Annotated in this window: 2 protein-coding genes (1 of these 2 only partly in view); both read right to left on the bottom strand. The window is 71.3% G+C overall.

Translation table 11 applies throughout. The annotated features are described in order from the left end of the window. Positions 1-13,007, bottom strand: the start of a protein-coding gene (locus tag EBN03_RS20330) for a non-ribosomal peptide synthetase (RefSeq protein ID WP_122189640.1). 15,505 nt of this gene lie to the left of the window's left edge; the window shows 13,007 of its 28,512 coding nt (coding positions 1-13,007); the start codon lies at positions 13,005-13,007; the stop codon falls past the left edge of the window. Next, on the bottom strand, positions 13,007-21,223 hold the full coding sequence (locus EBN03_RS20325; protein ID WP_147471646.1) for an amino acid adenylation domain-containing protein: 8,217 nt from the start codon (positions 21,221-21,223) through the stop codon (positions 13,007-13,009). The genes EBN03_RS20330 and EBN03_RS20325 overlap by 1 nt, the downstream gene beginning before the upstream one ends.

Below are 21,223 nucleotides of genomic sequence, written 5' to 3'. Positions count from 1 at the left end.
AACAGGTCGACGGCGTAGACCAGTTCGATCGGCAGGTGCCCGTCGACGTCGAGTTCGGCACCCACCCCGAAGGTGAGGTCGAACTTCGCCACCGTCTCGGCGAGTTCGATCGCCTCCAGCACCAGGCCGGGTACGCCGTGCGAACCGTCTTCCAGCGGCAGGTAGTTGAGCGCGACCGAGAACAGCGGGTTGCGGTTCTGCTCGGTCTCGATGCCCAGCTCGGCGACGATCTGCTCGAACGGCACGGTCGCGTGCGCGAAGGCGGCCGTGTCCACCGCGCGGGTCTGCGCGAGCAGCTCGGCGAAGGTGCGGCCGGATTCGGGCTGGGTCCGCAACGCCAGCGTGTTGACGAACATGCCGATCATGTCGTCCAGTACGGGTTCACCGCGGCCGGCGACCGGCGTACCGATCACCACGTCCTCGGTGCCGGAGAGCCGGCCGAGCAGCGCGGCCAGCGCGGCGTGCACCACCATGAACGGAGTCGTGTTGTGCCGCTTGGCAACCGCGCGCAGGTTCGCGGCGGTGGTGCTGCCGATCCGGGCGGACACGGTGGCCGCGCGGCCGGAGGGTTCGGCCGGGCGCGGCCGGTCCGTGGGCAGCGGCAGCTCGTCGGGCGCACCGGCCAGCACGGTCCGCCAGTACTCGATCTCGCCGGCACCGATCTCGGCCAGTACCCGCTGCTGCCACAGCGCGTAGTCCGCGTACTGCACCGGCAGCGGCGCCCAGGCCGGGGCCTCGCCCGCGCTGCGGGCCAGGTAGGCGGCGATCAGGTCGCGCAGCAGCGGCGCGTCGGAGTCACCGTCACCGGCGATGTGGTGCAGCACGGCGACCAGCACCCAGCTGGTCTCCGATTCGCGAATCACCAAGGCCCGCACCGGAAGTTCGTGGGTCAGGTCGAATCCGGCACCGGCGAAGGCGGTGATCCGCTCCAGCACCCGGTCCGGTTCGGCGCCGACCAGGCTCTCGACCGCCAGTTCCAGGGTCGTGGACTCGGGCAGAATCCGCTGACAGCCCTCGCCGCGCTCGTCGACCGGGTAGACGGTGCGCAGGACCTCGTGGCGGGCCAGCACGTCGTCGAAGGCGGCCTGCAGCGCGGCCGGGTCCAGGTCGCCGAGCAGCCGCACGACAGCAGGCATGTTGTAGGCACCCGATTCCGGCGCGATGCGGTTGAGCACCCACATCCGGGTCTGGGCCGGGGACAACGGGATTCGCTCCGGGCGCGGGCCGGCCTGCAGCGCCGGCAGCGCCACCGTCGAACCGTGCACCCGGACCGCCAGTTCGGCCACCGTCGGCGCGAGGAAGATCTCGCGGACCGTCAGCGCCGAGCCGAAAGCGGCGTTCACCCGGGCGACCAGCCGCATGGCCAGCAGCGAGTTGCCGCCCACGGCGAAGAAGTCGTCGTCGGCGCCGATCCGGTCGGCGCCGACCAGGTCGGCGACCAGCTGCGCGATCACGGCCTCGGTGCCCTCGGCGGGCGCCCGGAACGTGGTTGCGGCAGCGGTGAACTCGATGCTGGGCAGGGCCTTGCGGTCGAGCTTGCCGACAGAGGTGCGCGGCATCTCGTCGAGCACCACCAGGTGCGCGGGCACCATGTAGGCGGGCAGGCGGTCCCGCACGTGCGCGAGCACGGCGTCGGCCGACACGGCGCCACCGGCACCGGCCACGTACCCGACCAGGCAGTCGGTGCCCGCGGCGTCGGTGGCGGCCAGCACGATCGCCTGCGCCACACCGGAAGCCGACTCCAGGGCGGCTTCGATCTCACCCAGCTCGATCCGGTTGCCGCGCAGCTTCACCTGGAAGTCGTTGCGGCCCAGGTACACCAGGTCACCGTCGCGGTTGCGGCGGACCAGGTCGCCGGTGCGGTACATCCGCTCACCGGCCACGAACGGGTCGGCGACGAACCGCTCCGAGGTCAGCGGCGCGCGCCCGATGTAGCCGCGGGCCAGCTGGACACCGGCCAGGTACAGCTCACCGGCCACCCCCGCCGGGACCGGCTGCAGCCGCTCGTCGAGGACGTAGGCGCGGGTGTTCCAGCCCGGCCGGCCGATCGGAACCTCGAATTCGGGTAGCTCCGTGCCGAATTCGTGGAAGACCGTGGAAATCGCGGCCTCGGTCGGGCCGTAGGTGTTGTGTACCAGGCCGCCGACGTGCTCGCGCAGTTCGGCGAGTAGTTCCAGCGACAGCGCCTCACCACCGGTGTGCAGGTGCCGTAGCCCGGCCAGTGCCGAACCCTCACCCTCGGCGATCAGCGCCGCCAGCACCGACGGCACGTTCTCGGTGACCGTGATGCCCTGCTCCCGCATGGTGCGGGCCAGATACGGCAGGTCCAGGTGGCCGCCCGGCCGCAGCAGCACCAGCGGCGCGCCGACCAGGGCGGGCAGGAACAACTCCCACACCGACACGTCGAAGGTCAGCGGCGCGCGCTGCATGATCCGGTCGGCGGCGGTGACCTCGTAGCGGCTCTCCAGCCAGCGCAGCTGGTTGACGATCGCGCGGTGGCTGGTGCCGACGCCCTTGGGCAGACCGGTGGATCCGGAGGTGAACAGCACGTAGGCGAGGTGGTCCGGGTGCAGTGCGGTGACCCGGTCGGCGTCGGTGATCGGCTCGGCCGACAGCGAGCGCTGGGTGGCGGCGATGTCGACGGTCCGGACCGCCGCCGGCACCCGCAGGTTGGTCCCGGTGACCGCCAGCACGAGGCGGGCACCGGCGGTGTTCAGCGCGTAGGCGATGCGGTCGGCCGGGTGTTCGGGGTCCAGCGGCAGGTAGGCGGCACCGGCGGCGGCGATCCCGTGCAGCGCGACCAGCAGTTCGATCGACCGGACCGCGGTGACCCCGACGACGGTGTCGGGGCCCACGCCCTGTTCGATCAGGCTACGGCCCAGGCGGTTCGCGCGCGCGGCGAGCTGCGACCAGGTGACGGTCCGCTCGTCCACGCGGGCCGCGATCCCGTCCGGGTCGGCGGCGGCACGGCGGTCGAGCAGCCCGGCCAGGGTCTCCTCCGGCAGCGCGTGCGCGGTGGCGGTGGCGTCGCCCAGCAGTTCGGCGCGCTCGGCCGGGGCCAGCAGGTCGACGTCACCGGCGGCGGCCGCCGGGTCGGCCAGCAAGGCCCGCAGCACCCGCTCGTAGCGGGTCAGGAAACCCGCGGCGGTGTCGGCGTCGAACAGGTCGAGCGCGAACTGCAGTTCCACCTCGATTCCGGCCGGGGCACCGTCGACATGGGTGTCCTGTAATGTCCAGTCGAGGTCGAAGGCGATCGGCTGACCTGCCGCGTCGAGTGCGGTCACGGTGAGGCCGGGCAGCTCGAGTTCGGTCCGCGCCAGGTTCTGCAGCGTGAAGCCGACCTGGTACAGCGGCGAATGCGCCTGCGAGCGAACCGGGTTCACGGCTTCGACGACGGACTCGAACGGGACGACGGTGTGGTCGAAGGCGGCCAGGTCGGTGGCGCGGACCGTGGCCAGGACCTCCTCGAGGGTGTCGTCGGCGCGAATTCCGGTGCGCAGCACCAGGGTGTTGACGAACATGCCGACCAGGTCGTCGAGCGCGGCGTCACCGCGGCCGGCGACCGGGGTACCGATCACGATGTCCTCGGTGCCCGACAGTCGCGACAGCAGCACAGCCAGGACCGCGTGCAGCACCATGAACGGGGTGACCCGGTGTGCGGCCGCGAATTCCACGACGGCGGCATGTAGTTCGGCGTCCAGGCGGCCGGTGACGGTGCCGGACCGGTAGCTCGCGACGGCGGGGCGCGGCCGGTCGGAGGGCAGGGTGAGCACCTCGGGCACACCGGCCAGCGTGCTGCGCCAGAACGCCAATTGCTCCGCCATGACCGAGGTTTCGTCCGTCGCGGCACCGAGGGCGGCGCGCTGCCAGAGCGCGAAGTCCGCGTACTGCACCGGCAGCGCGGTGAATTCCGGTGCGAGACCGGCACTTCGCGCCACATAGGCGGTTATCAGGTCACGGGTCAGTGGCAGCAGCGACCAGCCGTCGGTGGCGATGTGATGCACCACGAACAACAGGATGTGTTCGTCGGTGCCGTCGAGCCGGAACAGGCGGGCCCGCACCGGGACTTCGGCGGTCACGTCGAAGGTGGTGGCGGACAGTTCCGTCACGAGCTCGGGCAGGCGGTCCGCGGTGACCGTCTCGACGGCCGCTTCGATCGGACTCGCGGGCAGGACGACCTGCACCGGCTGACCGTCGTGCTCCGGGTAGACGGTGCGCAGCGTCTCGTGGCGTTCGACCAGGTCGGCGATGGCCGCGTGCAGCGCGGCCACGTCCAGGTCGCCGGTCAGGCGCAGCGCCACCGGCACCACGTAGCCGCGGCCGTCGTCGAAGCGGTTGAGGAACCACATGCGCTGCTGGGCGTAGGTGAGCGGAATCGAGCCGCTGCGATCCTGCGCGACCAGCGGCGGCAGCGCCGCAGTCCGCATCGAATCCAAGTGGGCCGCAAGGGCTTCCACGGTCGGCGCCTCGAACACCGCGCGCACCGGAATGCGGAGGTCCAGCGCCGCGCCCAGCCGCGAGACCAGGCGGGTCACGATCAGCGAGTTACCGCCGAGCGCGAAGAAGTCGTCGTCCAGTCCGACCTTGTCGATACCCAGGACGTCGGCGAACACGCCGGCGACAGTGAGCTGCACGGTCGCCAGCGGGGCACGGAACGCGGCCACGACGGCCGGCGCGGGCTCGGGCAGGGCCTTGCGGTCCAGCTTGCCGACCGGGGTCAGCGGGATCTTGTCCAGCACCGTGATCGACGGCGGCACCATGTAGGCGGGCAGGCGCTGTCCGACGAACGCGGCCAGGGCGGCCACGTCGATCGTGGCGCCGGGCACCGGCTTGACGTAGGAGGCCAGCGAGGTCAGCCCGGTGCCGTCGCGGTGGCCGACGGTCACCGCGAAGTCGACGGCCTCGTGCGCGACGAGCGCGGAATCGATCTCGCCGAGCTCGATCCGGTGGCCACGCACCTTGACCTGGAAGTCGGAGCGGCCGACGTACTCGATGTCGGCGTCGGCGGTCCAGCGCACCACGTCACCGGTGCGGTACATCCGCTCGCCGGGCAGGTAGGGGTTGGCCACGAAACGCTCGGCGGTCAGGCCCGGCCGACGGTGGTAACCGCGGGCCAGCAGGATGCCGGACAGGTACAGCTCACCCGGAACCCCGACCGGGACCGGCCGGAGCCGGTCGTCGAGGATCAGGGCCTGCGCACCCTGGATCGGGCCACCGATGGTCACCCGGTCGCCGGGCCGCAGCGGGTCACTGTAGTTGGAGATGACCGTGGTCTCGGTCGGTCCGTAACCGTTGAAGAACCGGCGACCCTTCGGCGCCGAACTCTGTTCCGGCGCACCGAACTTCGTCACCAGTTCGGCGGGAACCGCCTCACCGCCGATGATCATGACGCCGACGCCGCCCAGGTCGGCGGGCTCCATGGACGCCAGCACCGACGAGATGGCCGACATGTGGGTGACCCGCTCGGACCGGATCAGCTCCGCCAGCTCGGCGCCACCGTAGACACCGACCGGGCACACCACGAGCGTGCCGCCGGCACCGATGGCCAGCAGCATCTCCAGGATCGACACGTCGAAACTCGGCGACGCGAAATGCAGTGCCCGCGTGTCGGAGTCGACGTCGAAGCGGGTGATCATCTCGGCGCAGAAGTTCGCCAGGCCGACATGGGAGACCACGACGCCCTTGGGCACACCGGTGGAACCGGAGGTGTAGATGACGTAGGCGGGGTGCTCGGGCAGGAGCGGGCGCACCCGGTCGGCCTGGGTCACCGGATCGGCCGAGTAGCCGGACAGGTCGAGGTCGTCGAGCACGAGCCAGTGCACCGACTCGGGCAGGCCCGCGCGCACCGCCGCGACCGTGAGACCCACGCGTGCACCGGAATCGGTGACCATGTGGGCGATCCGGTCGTCCGGGTAGGCCGGATCGACCGGCACGAAGGCCGCACCGGACTTGGTGACCGACCACTCGGCGAAATACGACTCGTCCGAGCGCGGGATCGCCACCACGATCAGCTCTTCGGCTTCGGCACCCAGCTCGATCAGCTTGCGCGCCAGCCGGTTCGATCGGGTATCGAGGTCGCCGTAGGTGGTGGTGCGGCCCTGGTAGACCACGGCGGGCGCCTGCGGGTCGATCCCGGCGGCGTGGGCCAGCATGTCCGGCAGGAGCTGTGCGGGAGCCGGCGGACGACCGAACCGGGTGGTCAGCTCGACCCGTTCCGCCGGGTCGAGAATCTCGATGGCGCGCACCGGGATCGACGGTTCGGCCGCGACCGCTTCGAGGACTCGCACCAAGCGGGCGGCGAACCCCTGCGCGGTGTGCTCGTCGAACAGGTCAGTGGCGTAACCGACGGTCAGCGTCATGCCCCCGTCGGGGGCATGAGTGAAGGAGAACTGCAGGTCGAATCGAGCGACGTTGTCGCCGACCGTGTCGAGTGCGGCGACGGTCAGGCCGGGCAGGTCGATGCCGGTCTGCTCCAGGTTCTGGAAGGCCAGCCCCACCTGGAACAGCGCGTTGCGGGCCTGCGAGCGCTCGGGGGCCAGGATTTCGACCAGGCGCTCGAAGGGAACGTCGGCGTGCGCGAAGGCACCCAGATCCATTTCGCGGACCCGGGCCACCAGGGACCCGAACGGTTCCGCGGCCTCGATGCCGGTGCGCAACACCAGAGTGTTGACGAACATGCCGACGAGGTCGTCGAGCGCGGCCTCGCCACGGCCCGCGATCGGCGAGCCGATCGTGACGTCCGCGCCGCCGCCGAGACGGTTGATCAGCACCGCGAGCGCGCTGTGGACGACCATGAACAGCGAGGCGTTGCGGTCGCGGCCCACCGTGTCGAGCGCGGTGATCAGTTCGGCCGGAAGCTCGGCGCGCACGCTCGCACCGCGCATCGAGGCGACGGCCGGACGCGGCCGGTCGGCCGGGAGGGTGACCTCGTCGGGCGCGCCGTCGAGAACCTGCTGCCAGTACGAAATCTGCTGGGCGAACAGCGATTCCGGGTCCTGCTCGCTGCCCAGCACCTCGCGCTGCCAGGCGGCGAAGTCGGCGTACTGCACCGGCAGCGGCGCCCAGCCGGGGGCGCTGCCGTGGGTGCGGGCGGTGTAGGCGGCCACCACGTCGCGAGCCAGCGGGCCCATGGAGAAGGCGTCGGCGGCGATGTGGTGCACGACCACGGCGAGGATGTGTTCGTCGGCAGCGATGCGGAACAGCTCGGCGCGCAACGGAACCTGCTCGACCACATCGAAGCCCGCGCCGACGAACTCGACGATCTCGGCGTGGGCGTCGGTGACGTCGCGGGGGGACAGCTCGACCGCGACCGCGCTCGCGGGCAGTACCTCCTGGACGGCGGTGCCGTCCAGCTCGGGATAGCGGGTGCGCAGCGGCTCGTGCCGGTCGATCACGTCGCGGACGGCGGATTGCAGTGCGGCCGCGTCCAATCGGCCGGTCAGGCGGATGACCAGCGGCAGGTTGTAGGCCGCGGAGGACGGGTCGAAGCGGTTGAGGAACCACATGCGCTGCTGCGCGTAGGACAGCGGCTCGAATTCGGCGCGGGTGCGTGCGACCAGCGCCGGGCGCAGCGTCCCGCCGGACGAGGCGGCCAGGCGAGCCGCGAGCGCCTCCACCGTGGACACCTCGAACAGCAGGCGCACCGAGACGTCGGTGCCGAGAGCGGCGCGCAGCCGGGCGGCGACCTGCGTGGCGATCAACGAGTTGCCGCCGAGCGCGAAGAAGTCGTCGCCCAGGCCGACCCGCTCGACCTGTAGCACCTCGGCGAAAACGTCGGCCACCGCGCGCTGCACCGGGTCGCTGGGCGCGCGGAACCGGCGCGCCTGCAGGTTCGGCTCGGGCAGTGCCTTGCGGTCGAGCTTTCCGCTGGTGTTGAGCGGCATGGCATCGAGCTCGACCAGCACGGTCGGGACCATGTAGCCGGGTAGTCGGCTGGACAAGCCCACGCGCACCTGTTCGGCGTCGAAAGTCGTTCCCGGAGTGGCCACGACGTAACCGGCCAGGTAGTCGCCGGTCGGCGCGGAGTTCACCGTGACCGCGGCCTGCGCGACCTCGGGAGCCGCGAGCAGCGCGGTCTCGATCTCGCCGAGCTCGATGCGCTGACCACGGAACTTCACCTGGAAGTCGACGCGCTCGAGGTAGTCGAGTTCCCCTTCCGCGGTCCAGCGCACCAGGTCACCGGTGCGGTACATGCGGGTACCGGGGGTGAACGGGTTGGCCACGAAGCGGTCGGCGGTGATGTCGGGGCGCTGCTGGTAGCCCCGGGCCAGCTGCACACCGGCGAGGTAGAGCTCACCCGGCACCCCGATCGGGGTGGGGTGCAGGCGCGAATCCAGCACGTACGCCTGGGTGTTCCACTCCGGTTCACCGATGGTGACCGTATCGCGGCCGGTGACGGTCACGTAGGTGACGGCCACCGCGGCCTCGGTGGGACCGTAGAGGTTGTGCAGGTCGGCATCGGAGACGGCAGCGAAGGCGGCGACGGTCTCGGCGGGCAGCGCCTCACCGATGACGAAAACCTCACGCAGCGTGGCGAGTTCGTCGGCGGTGGCGTAGGTGGCGAACACCGACAGCACCGACGGCACGAAGTCGGTGATCGTGATCTGCTGCCGCGCCACGGCCTCGGCCAGGTAGCGCGGGTCGCGGTGGCCGTCCGGGACGGCGAGCACCATCGCGGCGCCGGCCCGCAGCGGCAGGAAGTAGCCCCACATGGACACGTCGAAGGTGGCGACGGTCTTCATCAGGTAGCGGTCCACGGCCGCCATCGGGTACTCGGCGGCCATGAACACCAGGTGGTTGGCGATCGCGCGGTGGGTCACCGACACACCCTTGGGCTTGCCGGTGGAGCCGGAGGTGAACAGCACGTAGGCCGGGTGCTCGGGCAGCAGCGCGGTGGTGCGCTCCCGGTCGTGGACCGGGCCCGCGGCATAGCCGGTGAGGTCGAGTTCGTCGATGCACTGCACGGGCGCCGCGGCGCCGACTGGTGCCGCGAAACCGACTGTGGTGGTGGTCAATACGAGCACCGGGCGGGCGGTGTCGAGGATGTGGCCGATCCGGTCGGCGGGGTGCGAGGGGTCCAGCGGGACGAAGGCGCCGCCGGCGCGCAGGACCGCGTACATGGCGATCACCTGCTCGATCGAGCGCGGCATGGCGAGCCCGACGAGCGATTCCGGGCCGACACCGCGCTCGATCAGGTATCGGGCCAGGCGCGAGACCTGTTCCGACAGTTCGGCATAGGTGAGTTCGGCGCCGGTCTCGTCACTGACCAGCGCGGTGCGCCGCGGGGTCCGCGCCGCCTGGGCGTCGAAGCCCTGGTGCAGGTACTGCTCGTGCACCCGCGCGCCGGTGGCGTTCCAGCTCTGGGTGACGTAGTCCAGTTCGCTGCCGTCGAGCAGTGCGACGTCGCCGACGACGGGATCGGTGCCGTCGGTGAACGCGGCGAGCAGGCGGAGGTACTTGGCGCCCAGCTCGCGCACCGTGTCGGCCTCGAAAAGGTCGGTGGCGTAGGTGAATTCGAGGCGGTAGCCGGCGGCGTCGGTGTCGGTGACGATCAGCTGCAGGTCGAACTTGGCGAAGCCGGGGTCCAGTGCCAGCGACTCGGCGGCCAGGCCGGGCAGCTCGAGCCGGGTGGCACCGATGTTCTGCATGAACAGCGCGACCTGGAACAGCGGGTGCCGGTTGCGGGCGCGCGGCGGGTTGAGCACCTCGACCAGGCGTTCGAAGGAGACGTCCCGCTGGGCGAAGGCACGGATGTCGCGGTCGCGGACTCCGGCGAGCAGTTCGCTGAAGGTGTCGGCGGGTTCGACGCCGGTGCGCAGCACCAGGGTGTTGACGAACATGCCGACCAGCTCGTCCAGGGCGGCGTCACCACGGCCGGCGACGGGGGTGCCGATGGCGATATCGGCGGTGCCGGACATGCGCGCCAGCAGCACCGCGAGGGTGGCGTGCAGCACCATGAACGGAGTGGCCTTGCCCTGCTGGGCGATTCGCTCCACGGCGGCGCGCAGCTCGGCGTCCACTTCGAGGGTGACGGCGGCACCCAGGTAGCTGGACTCGGCCGGGCGCGGCCGGTCGGCCGGCAGGTCGATCTGGGCGGGCAGTTCGCGCAATTCCTCGGTCCAGAACGAGAGCTGCTGTGCGGCAATCGATTCCGGGTCGGACTCCGCGCCCAGGATCCGGTGCTGCCACAGGGCGTAGTCGGCGTACTGGATCGGCAGCGGGGCCCACTGCGGGGCGGACCCGGCGGCACGGGCCGCGTAGGCGGCCACCAGATCCCGGGTCAGCGGCAGCATGGAGACGCCGTCCGCGGCGATGTGGTGGACGGAGAGCACGAGAACGTACGCGGCGACCGCCGGGTCAGCGGATTCGACTGCGTCAGAGTCGGTTTCGCCACTCAGGCGCAGGAGACGGGCGCGCAGCGGCACCTCGGCGGCGACGTCGAAACCGCGACCGGCGAAGGCGCGGACGGCGGCCTCGACGTCGGCGGGGGCGGCGTCGGTCACGGACAGGTCGTAGGCCGGGCCGCCGTCGGGAGTCGTTGCGGTGCAGACGGTCACGACCGGATCGACGACCTGGACCGGGCCGGTGGCGGTGAGCGGGTAGTGGGTGCGCAGGACCTCGTGGCGGTCGACGACGTCGGCGATCGCGGCGGCCAGGGCCGGGACGTCCAGTACACCGGTCAGCCGCAGCGCGTGCACGATGTTGTCCACGGCGGACGGGTCGGCACCGGCGGCAATCGCCGCGGGACTGCCGGATTCGTCGCAGGCCAGGCGGTTGAGGAACCACATGCGCTGCTGGGCGGGCGAGAGCGGCAGCACAGCCGGGCGCTCACCGGCGACCAGCGCCGGGCGCGGGACGGCCGGTTCGCCGGCGGCCGCGGCGAGCCGGGCCACCCCGGCGGCGGTGGGCAGCTCGAAGAAGTCGCGGACGTCGAGCGAAATACCCAGGGCCGCGGTGATCTGCGCGATGGCCCGGGTCGCGATCAGCGAGTTGCCGCCGAGCGCGAAGAAGTCGTCGTCGGCGCCGACCCGCTCGGCGCCCAGCAGATCGGCGAAGATCCGCGCCACGGCCTGCTCCGCCGGGGTGGCGGGCGCACGGTATTCCGTGGTACCGGAATCGAAGACCGGGTCCGGCAGCGCCTTGCGGTCGAGCTTGCCGTTGGCGTTGACCGGCATCTCGTCCAGCACCGTCAGGACCGACGGCACCATGTACTCGGGCAGCTGGGTGCGGGCACCCGCGAGCACGGAGGAGGGGTCGACTACGTGGCCGTTCGCCGCGACCACGTAGCCGACCAGGTGGTCGCCACCGGCGTGGTGGTACAGCACCACGACGGCTTGGGCGACGGAATCGTGGTGCAGCAGAGCTGCTTCCACGTCCCCCAACTCGATCCGCAGACCGCGCAACTTCACCTGGAAGTCGCTGCGGCCCAGGTACTCGAGCTCGGGCAGGCCGCCGTCGCGCGACGGCAGCCAACGCACCAGGTCACCGGTCCGGTACATCCGGTCACCTGGGGCACCCTCGGGGTTCGCGACGAACCGGTCCGCGGTCAGCGCGGGCCGTCCTGTGTAGCCGCGGGCCAGCTGGACGCCGGCGAGGTACAGCTCGCCGACGACTCCTTCCGGGACCGGGCGCAGGTTGTCGTCGAGGACTAGGAGATCGGTGTCGTCGGCGGCCGACCCGATCGGAACGGTGACCAGGTCGTCGGCGGTGACCTCGTGCACGGTCACGTCGATGGCGGCCTCGGTCGGACCGTAAAGGTTGATCAGCGCGGCGCCGCTGACATCGCGGAACGCCGCCGCCGTCGCCGGCGGGAGTGCCTCGCCGGAGGACATCACCGCGCGCAACGAATCCGGCACCGTTCCGGCCGCCGCGGCCTCGGCGACGAACACCGACAGCATGGAGGGCACGAAGTGGGCGACGGTGATGTCGTGGGCCGCGATGGCGTGGAGCAGGTAGGCGGGGTCGCGGTGGCCGTCGGGTGCGGCGATCACCAGGCGGGCGCCGACCTGCAGGGGCCAGAAGAACTCCCAGACCGACACGTCGAAGGTGAACGGTGTCTTCTGCAGCACGGCGTCGGCGGCGGTCAGCGGGGTCATCCGCTGCCGCCAGCGCAGGTTGGCGATCACCGACCGGTGCGACACCGCGACACCCTTGGGCCGGCCGGTCGATCCGGAGGTGAAGATGACGTAGGCGATGTTGTCCGACATCGGCTGCGGCAGTTCGGGATTCGAGCTCGGCGCGGAAGACGCCGGGCCGGTCACGGTGCGCTCGAACTCGTCGATGCACAGCACCGGGACACCCGCCGGGGTCTCGGGGCGGTCGGCGGTGGTGGTCAGCACCAGCGCCGGGGCCGCGACATCGAGCACGTACGCGATGCGGTCGGCCGGGTGCTCCGGGTCCAGCGGCACGTACGCGCCACCGGCCGCGAGGACGGCGTACATGCCGACCAGCAGTTCCACCGACCGTCGCACCGACAGCGCGACCATGACGTCCGGGCCGACACCGGATTCCACGAGCCGGTTCGCGAGCGTGCTCACCCGGGCGAAGAATTCGGCGTAGGTCAGCTCCTCGGACCCGAACTGCAGGGCGATCGCGTCCGGGGTGCGGCGCACCTGCTCTTCGAACAGCGAGGTCAGGGTCTCGATCGGGGACAGCCGCGGCGACAGCACGCCACCGGCCGCGTCCAGGCAGTCCTCGAGCAGTTCGTCGAGCACCTCGGCCAGCGCGCCGTCGCGGCCCTCCAGCAGGCTCGGCAGCTGGCTGGAGACGACGACCTGCACCAGCGCCTCGGCCTCCAGCACACCGTCCATGGCGATCGCCAGCGCGTCGACCTCGAGCGCCAGCGCGCCGTAGCTGACGGTGAGCTCACCGTCGCGCACCGCGATCCGGTCCGGGTCCAGGTCGGCGACGGTGCTGATCAGGAACGGGAGATCTCCGGCGCCGTAAGCACTCCGCAGGACAGCAGGGCTGCCGAGGCGGCGGACTGCGGTCGACTCTGCGTGCGTCATCAGAGATTTCCTCCTGTAGAGCTGTCGGATCGGAGAGCCAGCGCGCGCGCTTCCGTGGCGAGCGTTCGCAACGCTTGGGTGAGACCGCCGGCGCCGAGGGCGGAGATGACGCCGGGGACCAGCCCGGCCAGCGCGATATTGACCAGGGCCTCGGGCTTCGCCGCCGCGCCCATGGCCCGGGCGGTGGCGGTGATCTTCGTGGCGAGGTCGCGATAGGTGACGGACCGTTCCCCGAGCTGGAAGGCGACGGCCTCCGGGACGGCGGTGGCGGCCGCGGCGATCAGGCCGGGCAGTTCGGCGAGCGGGATACCGTTCGCGGGCTGCCGTTCCGCGGCGGCGGGCCGCACCGTGCGCCGGTTGCGCTCGTCCTCGGTGCGGACGTCGATGGCGCGGATCGCCATGGCCGGGTCACCGGCGACGGTGGCCAGGATCTGCCGCAGCCGCTGCGCGAGCAGTTCGACGGTGGCGGCGTCGAAGATGTCGGTGGCGTAGGACCAGTGGGTCCGCAGCCGCCGCACGGCGCCGTGCGCGTCGTAGTCCTGCAGCACGGTCAGGTGCAGGTCGACCTTGGCTTCCGCGGGGAAGTACTCCAGCACCTGGGCCCGCACGCCGGGCAGGGCCAGGCCGCTGTCGGGGATGTTCTGGAAGGTGAGCATCGCCTGGAACAGCGGGCTCACCCCGCTCGCCCGGCCGCGCGGGCCGAGCACCGACTCCACGACCCGTTCGAAGGGAACGTCGCCGTTGGCGAAGGCCGCCAGGTCCCGGTCGCGGACCCGGTGCAGCAGTTCGGTGAAGGTGGCCTTCGGGTCGATGTCGGTGCGCAGCACGACGGTGTTGACGAACATGCCGATCAGTTCGTCGAGCACCCGATCACCGCGTCCGGCGACGGGCACACCGATGGTGATGTCCCGCTGCCCGGAGAGCTTGCCCAGCAGCACCGCGAACGCGGTGTGCACGATGCCGAACAGGGTGGTGCCCTGCTGGCGGGCGAGCGCGTTGAGCCGTTCGGTGAGGTCGGCGTCGAGCTCGAATTCGACCGCACTGCCGGTCATCTCGCGACGGACCGGGCGGGGCCGGTCGGTCGGCAACGCGAGTTGTTCTGGAGCGCCGGCGAGTTCGTCGGTCCAGAAGGCGAGCTGCTGCGCCATGACGCTGCCGGCGTCGCCGACGTCGCCCAGCCAATCCCGTTGCCACTGGCTGTAATCGGCGTACTGGATGGCCAGCGGCTCCCAGTCCGGCTCGGTTCCGGCGAGGCGGCTGGTGTAGGCCAGCATCAGGTCCTTGGTCATCGGCGCGACGGAGAAACCGTCCGCGGCGATGTGGTGCAGCACCACCGCCAGCAGGTAGTCGGTGCCGGAGCCGGCCGGCTGGAAAAGCCGGACCCGCAACGGCACCTCGTCGGTGACGCGGAACGCGGCGTTGACGAAGTCGGTCAGTTCGGCGTCGAGGCGGTCGGCGGCGACGGGAACGGGGGTCAGGTCGTAGGCGACGGCGCCGGGCGCGAGCACTTCCTGCACGGCGACGCCGTCGCGCTCGGGGTAGCGGGTGCGCAGGATGTCGTGGCGGCCCAGGACATCCCGCAGCGCGGCCTCGAGCACGGGCAGGTCGACGGCGCCGGAGAGCCGGATGAAGGCCGGGACGTGGTAGGCCGACGAGTCCGGCTGCAGCCGGTTGAGCACCCACATCCGCTGCTGCGCCAGCGACAGCGGCGCGGGACCGCTCCCGGCCCGGCGGGTGGGTACCGGCCGGGCGTCGCGTTCCTCGGCGGTCGCGAGCCGTTCGGCGAGCCCGGCGACGGTCGGTGCCTCGAAGATCGACGCCAGCGGCACCCGCACACCGAGCACCGCGCCGATGCGAGCGGCCAGCCGGGTCGCCATCAGCGAATTACCGCCCAGGGCGAAGAAATCGGTGTCCAGCCCGATCCTGGCCTGTTCGCTGTCGACCCCGACCACCTCGGCGAAGGTCTGCGCGACCAGCCGCTCGGTCACGGTGCCGGGTGCCCGGTACACCTCCTGGAAGTACTCGGGTTCGGGCAGCCGGGCCCGGTCGACCTTGCCGTTGACGGTGAGCGGCAACGCGTCCAGCACCACGATCGAGGCGGGCACCATGTAGGCGGGCAGCTCTCGGGTGAGTGCGTCCCGCAGTCGCTGCGCGGCGGCCTGCCGCGCCTCGGGTGCGGGCGCACCGGCGGAGAACACTTCCGGCACAACGGCATACGCCACCAGGCGGGCACCGGCGTCGCCGCCGCGGTGGGCGGTCGCCACGGCGGCGGTCACCCCGGACAGTCCGCGCAGCGCGGTCTCGATCTCGCCCAGCTCGATGCGGAAGCCGCCGATCTTGACCTGGAAGTCGGCGCGGTCGAGGTACTCGAGCACGCCGTCGCCGCGCCAGCGGACCACGTCGCCGGTGCGGTACATCCGGGCGCCCACGTCGAACGGGTCCGGAGTCTCGTCGGAGTCGAGGTAGCCGGCGCCGGCGAACGGGTCGGCGACGAACCGGTCGGCGGTCAGCGCGGCCCGGCCGAAGTAGCCGCGGGCCAGCTGCGCGCCCGCGAGGTACAGCTCGCCGGGGACCCCGACGGGCACCGGCTGCAACCGCCCGTCCAGCACGTAGACCCGGCTGTTCCAGGCCGGGGTGCCGATCGCCACGTTGTGGGCGGGCCGCTCGGTGACCGGGAAGGCGGTGATCGAGACGGCGGTCTCGGTGGGGCCGTAGAGGTTCACCAGGGTGGCGGCGCTGCTGTTCTCCAGGAATTCGACGGCGGTCGCCGACGGCATCGCCTCACCGATGGCCAGCACCGCGCGCAGCGATGCGGGGACCTTGCCACCGGCGAGCAGCATGCCCAGCAGCGACGGGACCGGGTGCAGCACGGTGACGTCGTAGGTGTCGATGAGCTCGCGCAGCCGGTCCGGGTCGCGTTCGTCTCCGGCGGCGGTGACGACCAGCGAACCACCGCTGACCAGCAGCGACCAGAACTCCCACACCGACAGGTCGAAGGTGGCGGGCGTCTTGAGCAGGGCCCGGTCGGTGCTGCCGAGGTCGTAGGTGGTGCACAGCCAGCGCAGCTGGTTCACGATCGCCGAGTGCGGGATGGCGACGCCCTTGGGCCGGCCCGTGGAGCCGGAGGTGAAGATGATGTACGCGGTGTTCGAGGGGCGCAGCGGCGCACCACGTTCGGCGTCGGTGACCGGTCCGCTCGCATAGCCGGACAGGTCGAGCCGGTCGACGTCGAGCAGCGGAACCGAGACACCGGATACGGCGGCCGCGGCGTCGGCGGCGGTCAGCACGCAGGCCGGGTTGGCGGTGTCGATGATGTAGGCGATCCGGTCGGCCGGGTGGTCGGGGTCGATCGGCACGTACACGCCGCCGGCCTTGACCACGGCGTGCATGGCGACGACCAGGTCGATGCTGCGGCGCAGGGCGAGGATCACCGGCACCTCGGGGCCGACGCCGATGTCGAGCAGTCGCCGGGCCAGCCGGTTCACGCGCGCGTCGAATTCGCTGTAGCGCAGCGAGATCCGGCCGTCGGCGGACAGCAGGGCGACCGCGTCGGGGGTGGCCGCGACCTGTTGGTCGACCAGGTCGGCCAGCGTCGCCGGAACCAGCGGGTGGCCGGTGCGGTTGGCGTCGTGCAGCAGTTCCCGGCGCATCCGGTCACCGAGCAGATCGATCGAGCCGATCAGCGTGTCCGGCTGCGCCACAATGCTTTCCAGTACCATCCGCAGGGCCGCGGCGAAGCGCTCGGCGGTGGCGGCGGTGAACAGCTCGCTGGCGTAACCCAGTTCCAGGTCGAGGCCGGCGGGCTCGCGCTCGTCGGTGTAGTGGTCGAACGCGAACAGGTGCAGGTCGAACTGGGCGATCTCGTCGTCCAGATCGATCCGGGTCGCGGTCAGGCCGGGCAGCTCCAGCGTGGCCTTGTCGTGGTTCTGGAACGACAGGCCGACCTGGAACAGCGGGTGCCGGGCGGTGGAACGCTCCGGGTTGAGCACCTCGACGAGGCGCTCGAACGGCACCTCGGCGTGCGAGAAGGCGCCGAGGTCCACGCCGCGCACCCGGTTGAGCAGCGCGGGGAAGGACTCGTCGGCGACGACCTCGGTGCGCAGGACCAGCGTGTTGACGAACATGCCGATCAGGGGCTCGATCTGGTCGTCGCCGCGGCCGGCGATCGGGGTACCGACGGCGATGTCGCTGGTCCCGGACAGCCGGGCGAGCAGCGCGGCGAACGCGGCGTGCACGACCATGAACAGTGTGGCGCCGTGCGCGTGGCCCAGATCGACCAGCGCACGGTGCAACCGGTCGTCGAGGGCGAAGCCGACGCGTCCGCCGCGCAGGCTCTGGCGGGCCGGGCGGGGGAAGTCGGTGGCCAGGTCCAGCTGGTCGGGCAGGCCGGCCAGGGTGGTCCGCCAGTAGTCGAGCTGACGGGTGACCAACGAGTCGGGGTCGGATTCGGCGCCGAGCAGCTCGAGCTGCCACAGCGCGTAGTCCGCGTAGCCGATGCGCAGCGGAGCCCAGCCGGGGGCGGAACCGGTGGAGCGGGCCAGGTAGGCGGTCATGAGGTCGTGCATGAACGGCACCACCGACGAGCCGTCGGCGGCGATGTGGTGCACGACGAAGGCGAACACGTGGTTGTCGGCGGCGATGCGGAACAGCCGGGCCTGGATCGGGACCTCGACGGTGACGTCGAACTCGGTGCCGGTCAGCTCTCGAAGCTGTTGTGGCAGTTCATCTTCGGTGATATCGGCGATCACCAGGCCGGTGGTGGTGCGGCCGGACGGCAGGATGACCTGGACCGGGCCGGTGGCGGTCTGGGGGTAGACGGTGCGCAGGGTCTCGTGCCGGTCGATCACGTCGACGAGTGCGGCCGCGAAGGCGTCGGTGTCGAGGGCGCCGCTCAGCCGCAACGCCATCGGCATGTGGTAGGCGGCCTCGGCGGCCGCCGCGCCACCGACGGAGAAGCGGTTGAGGAACCACATCCGCTGCTGGGCGGGCGAGAGCGGCAGCTGGGCGGGCCGCGGGCGGGCGGCGAGCCGCGGCCGCGCGGTGTCGGCGGTCTCGGCTTCGGCGCGGGCGGCGATCCCGGCGACGGTCGGGGTCTCGAACAGCGCGCGGACGCCGAGCCGGATCCCGAAGGCGCCCGAGATCCGGGTGACCAGCTGGGTGGCGATCAGCGAGTTGCCGCCCAGTTCGAAGAAGTTGTCGTCGATACCCACGAGCGGGCGGCGCAGCACGTCGGCGAACAGCCCGGCGACGACCTCCTCGGCCTGGGTGCGCGGCGCCCGGTAGCCGGCGGCGGCGGCGAACACCGGCTCCGGCAACGCTTTCCGGTCCAGCTTGCCGGAAGTGTTGAGCGGGAACGCGTCCAGCACCATGACCGACGCGGGAACCATGTAGCCGGGCAGCCGCTCACCGGCGAAAGCGGTCAGCGCGACCGGGTCGATCGAGTTGCCCGGCGCGGCAACGACATACGCCACCAGCTGCTGACCGGTCGCGGTATCGGCCACGAACACCGCGGCCTGGGCCACGGCGGGGTGCGCGAGCAGGACGGTCTCGATCTCACCCAGCTCGATCCGCTGACCGCGGAACTTCACCTGGAAATCGGTCCGGCCGATGTACTCCAACACCCCGGAAGCACTCCACCGCACCAGATCTCCGGTCCGATACATCCGCTCACCCGAACCCGAGAACGGATTGGCCACGAACCGATCCGAAGTCAAATCCGGACGACCCCGATAGCCTCGCGCCAGCTGACGGCCCGACAGATACAACTCACCAGAAGCGCCGATCGGTACCGGACGAAGTCGCGAATCCAGCACGTACACACCGACATTCCACTCGGGAACACCGATCGGGACGGTCACCACGTCGGCGGCGGTGACGTCCCGGATCGTCGCCGACACCGCGGCTTCGGTGGGTCCGTACAGGTTGTGCAGTCCCGCGGTGCTGATCGCCCGCAGACCGGCACCGGTTTCCGGCGGCAGCGCCTCACCGATCACGAACACCGCGCGCAGCGTGCGCAGCTGTGCGGCGGTGGCGTGCGCCACGAAGACCGTGAGCATGGAGGGCACGAAGTCGGTGACGGTGACGCCGTGTTGCTCGATCATGTCGGCCACGTACAGCGGATCGCGATGGCCGTCCGGGTGCGCCACAACGAGTTTCGCGCCGGACATCAACGGCAGGAAGTAACCCCACAGCGAGACGTCGAAGGTGGTCGCGGTCTTCTGCAGGTACACATCCGACGCGTCGAGCCCGTACTCGTGCAGCATCCACAACTGCTGGTTCACGATCGCGTGGTGCGAGACGGCGACGCCCTTGGGGCGGCCGGTGGAACCGGAGGTATAGATGACGTAGGCCGTATTGTCCGGTCGCAGCACGTCGCGGCGATCGCGGTCGGTCACCGGCGCGGCCGAGAAACCGGAGACGTCGAGGCGGTCGAGTTCGACCCGGCGCACGGCGGCGGGCAGTTCCAGCCCGTCGGTCGAGACGGTCAGGACACACACCGGCGCAGCCGATTCCAGAATGTAGGCGGTCCGCTCGGCGGGATGGTCCGGGTCGATCGGCACGTACGCGCCACCGGCCTTCACCACCGCGTGCATGGCGATCACCAGCTCCAGCGACCGGCGCATACCCAACGCCACCAACGACTCCGGACCCACACCGTCGGCGATCAGCAAGCGCGCCAACCGGTTCACCCGGGCGCCGAACTCCGCGTAGGTGAGCGTCGCGCCCTCGAAGTCCAGTGCCACGTTGCCGGGAGTCGCGGCGATCTGCGCGTCCAGCAGCGCGGCCAGGGTGGTTTCGGGGACGTCGTGGTCGGCGGAGTTCCACTCGACCAGGGTGCGGGCCCGTTCGGCGTTGGTGGTGAGCGGCAGTTCCCACAGCCGCTGCTGGTCGGGCGCGGCCAGGAAACGGCTGCAGAACTCGATGAACCGCGAATGATGCTGGCGCGCTTCGTCTTCGGTGTAGAGGTTGGGGTTGGTCTCGAAGTCGATCCGGGTCCGGGTGCCGCCCTGCGTCTGATAGAAGTTGACGCCCAGGTCCTCGATCGACCCGGTCGAGAGCACATGCAGCTGACCGGAGATCTCCCCCAGCGTCAGCTGGTCGTGGAACAGCATGATGTTCACCCAGGGACCGAAGAACTGGGTGGTCACCACACCGTCGCCGGCGCTGTCGCGGCGGATGTCCTCGTGCCGGTACCGCTGATGCCGCAGCGCACCGGAGACCTCGACGGCCACGGACTTGAGCAGCTCGGCGAGGGTGGTGTCGTAGCCGACCCGCAGCCGCAGCGGCACGATGTTGGAGGTGGTGCCGCCGGAGCGCCGCATGGCGGCGGTGGTGCGCGCGGTCACCGGCAGGCTGAGGATGACCTCCTCGCTGCCGGTCCACTGCGCCAGGTACGCGGCGAACGCGGCCAGCAGCAGCGCGGCGGGCGAGGTGTCGTGGCGCTCTACGGCGGCGGCGAGCAGCGCCTCGCACTCGGGGGCCAGCGCCTGGGTCACCACGCCGTTGACGGCGGCGGGGGCGGCGCTGCGCCCGGTCAGGCTGGTGCCCTCCTCGAGGCCTTCGACCCGCTGCGCCCAGTACTCGCGGTCGGCGGCGAATCGGGTGCTGTCGCGGTAGGCCAGTTCGGATTCGACCAGGGTGGCCAGCTCGGTCGCGCGGGACGGCGGCGGCTCGAGACCGGCGACGGCGGCCGAATAGAGCTCGGCGACCCGGGACAGGTTGGTGACCGCACCGAAACCGTCGAGTGCGATGTGATGGGCGCGGGTGTACCAGAACCAGCGGTCCACGCTCAACCGCAGCACCGCGGCCCGGATCAGGCGGTCGGTGAGCAGGTCGAGCGGGCGGCTGTATTCGGCGCGCATCCACGCGTGCGCGGCGGCCTCGGGGTCGGCCTCCGCCCGCAGATCGACCCGGATCACCTTGTCGTGCTGGGCGAGCGCGCGATCGATGTACTGCATGGGCTCGCCGTCGCGCTCGACGATGCGCAGGAAACCGGTGCCGAGATCGGTGGAGACGTCGATGCTGGCCTGCTCCAGCAGGTCGACGTCCAAGTCGCCGCGCAGGTCGACGTACTGCGCGATGGTGATCGGCACCTGCGGGTCCAGGGCTTGGGCGTACCAGATTCCGAGTTGCGCCGGGGACAGCGGGAACGCGTCCTGCGCTCCGTCCACCGCGTTCGACTCGGGAACCGACCCACCTAGTTCCGTACCCTGCAC

The sequence above is a fragment of the Nocardia stercoris genome (assembly GCF_003696265.1).
GTDB lineage: Bacteria > Actinomycetota > Actinomycetes > Mycobacteriales > Mycobacteriaceae > Nocardia > Nocardia stercoris.
This window is presented reverse-complemented; position numbering and strand designations above follow the sequence as displayed.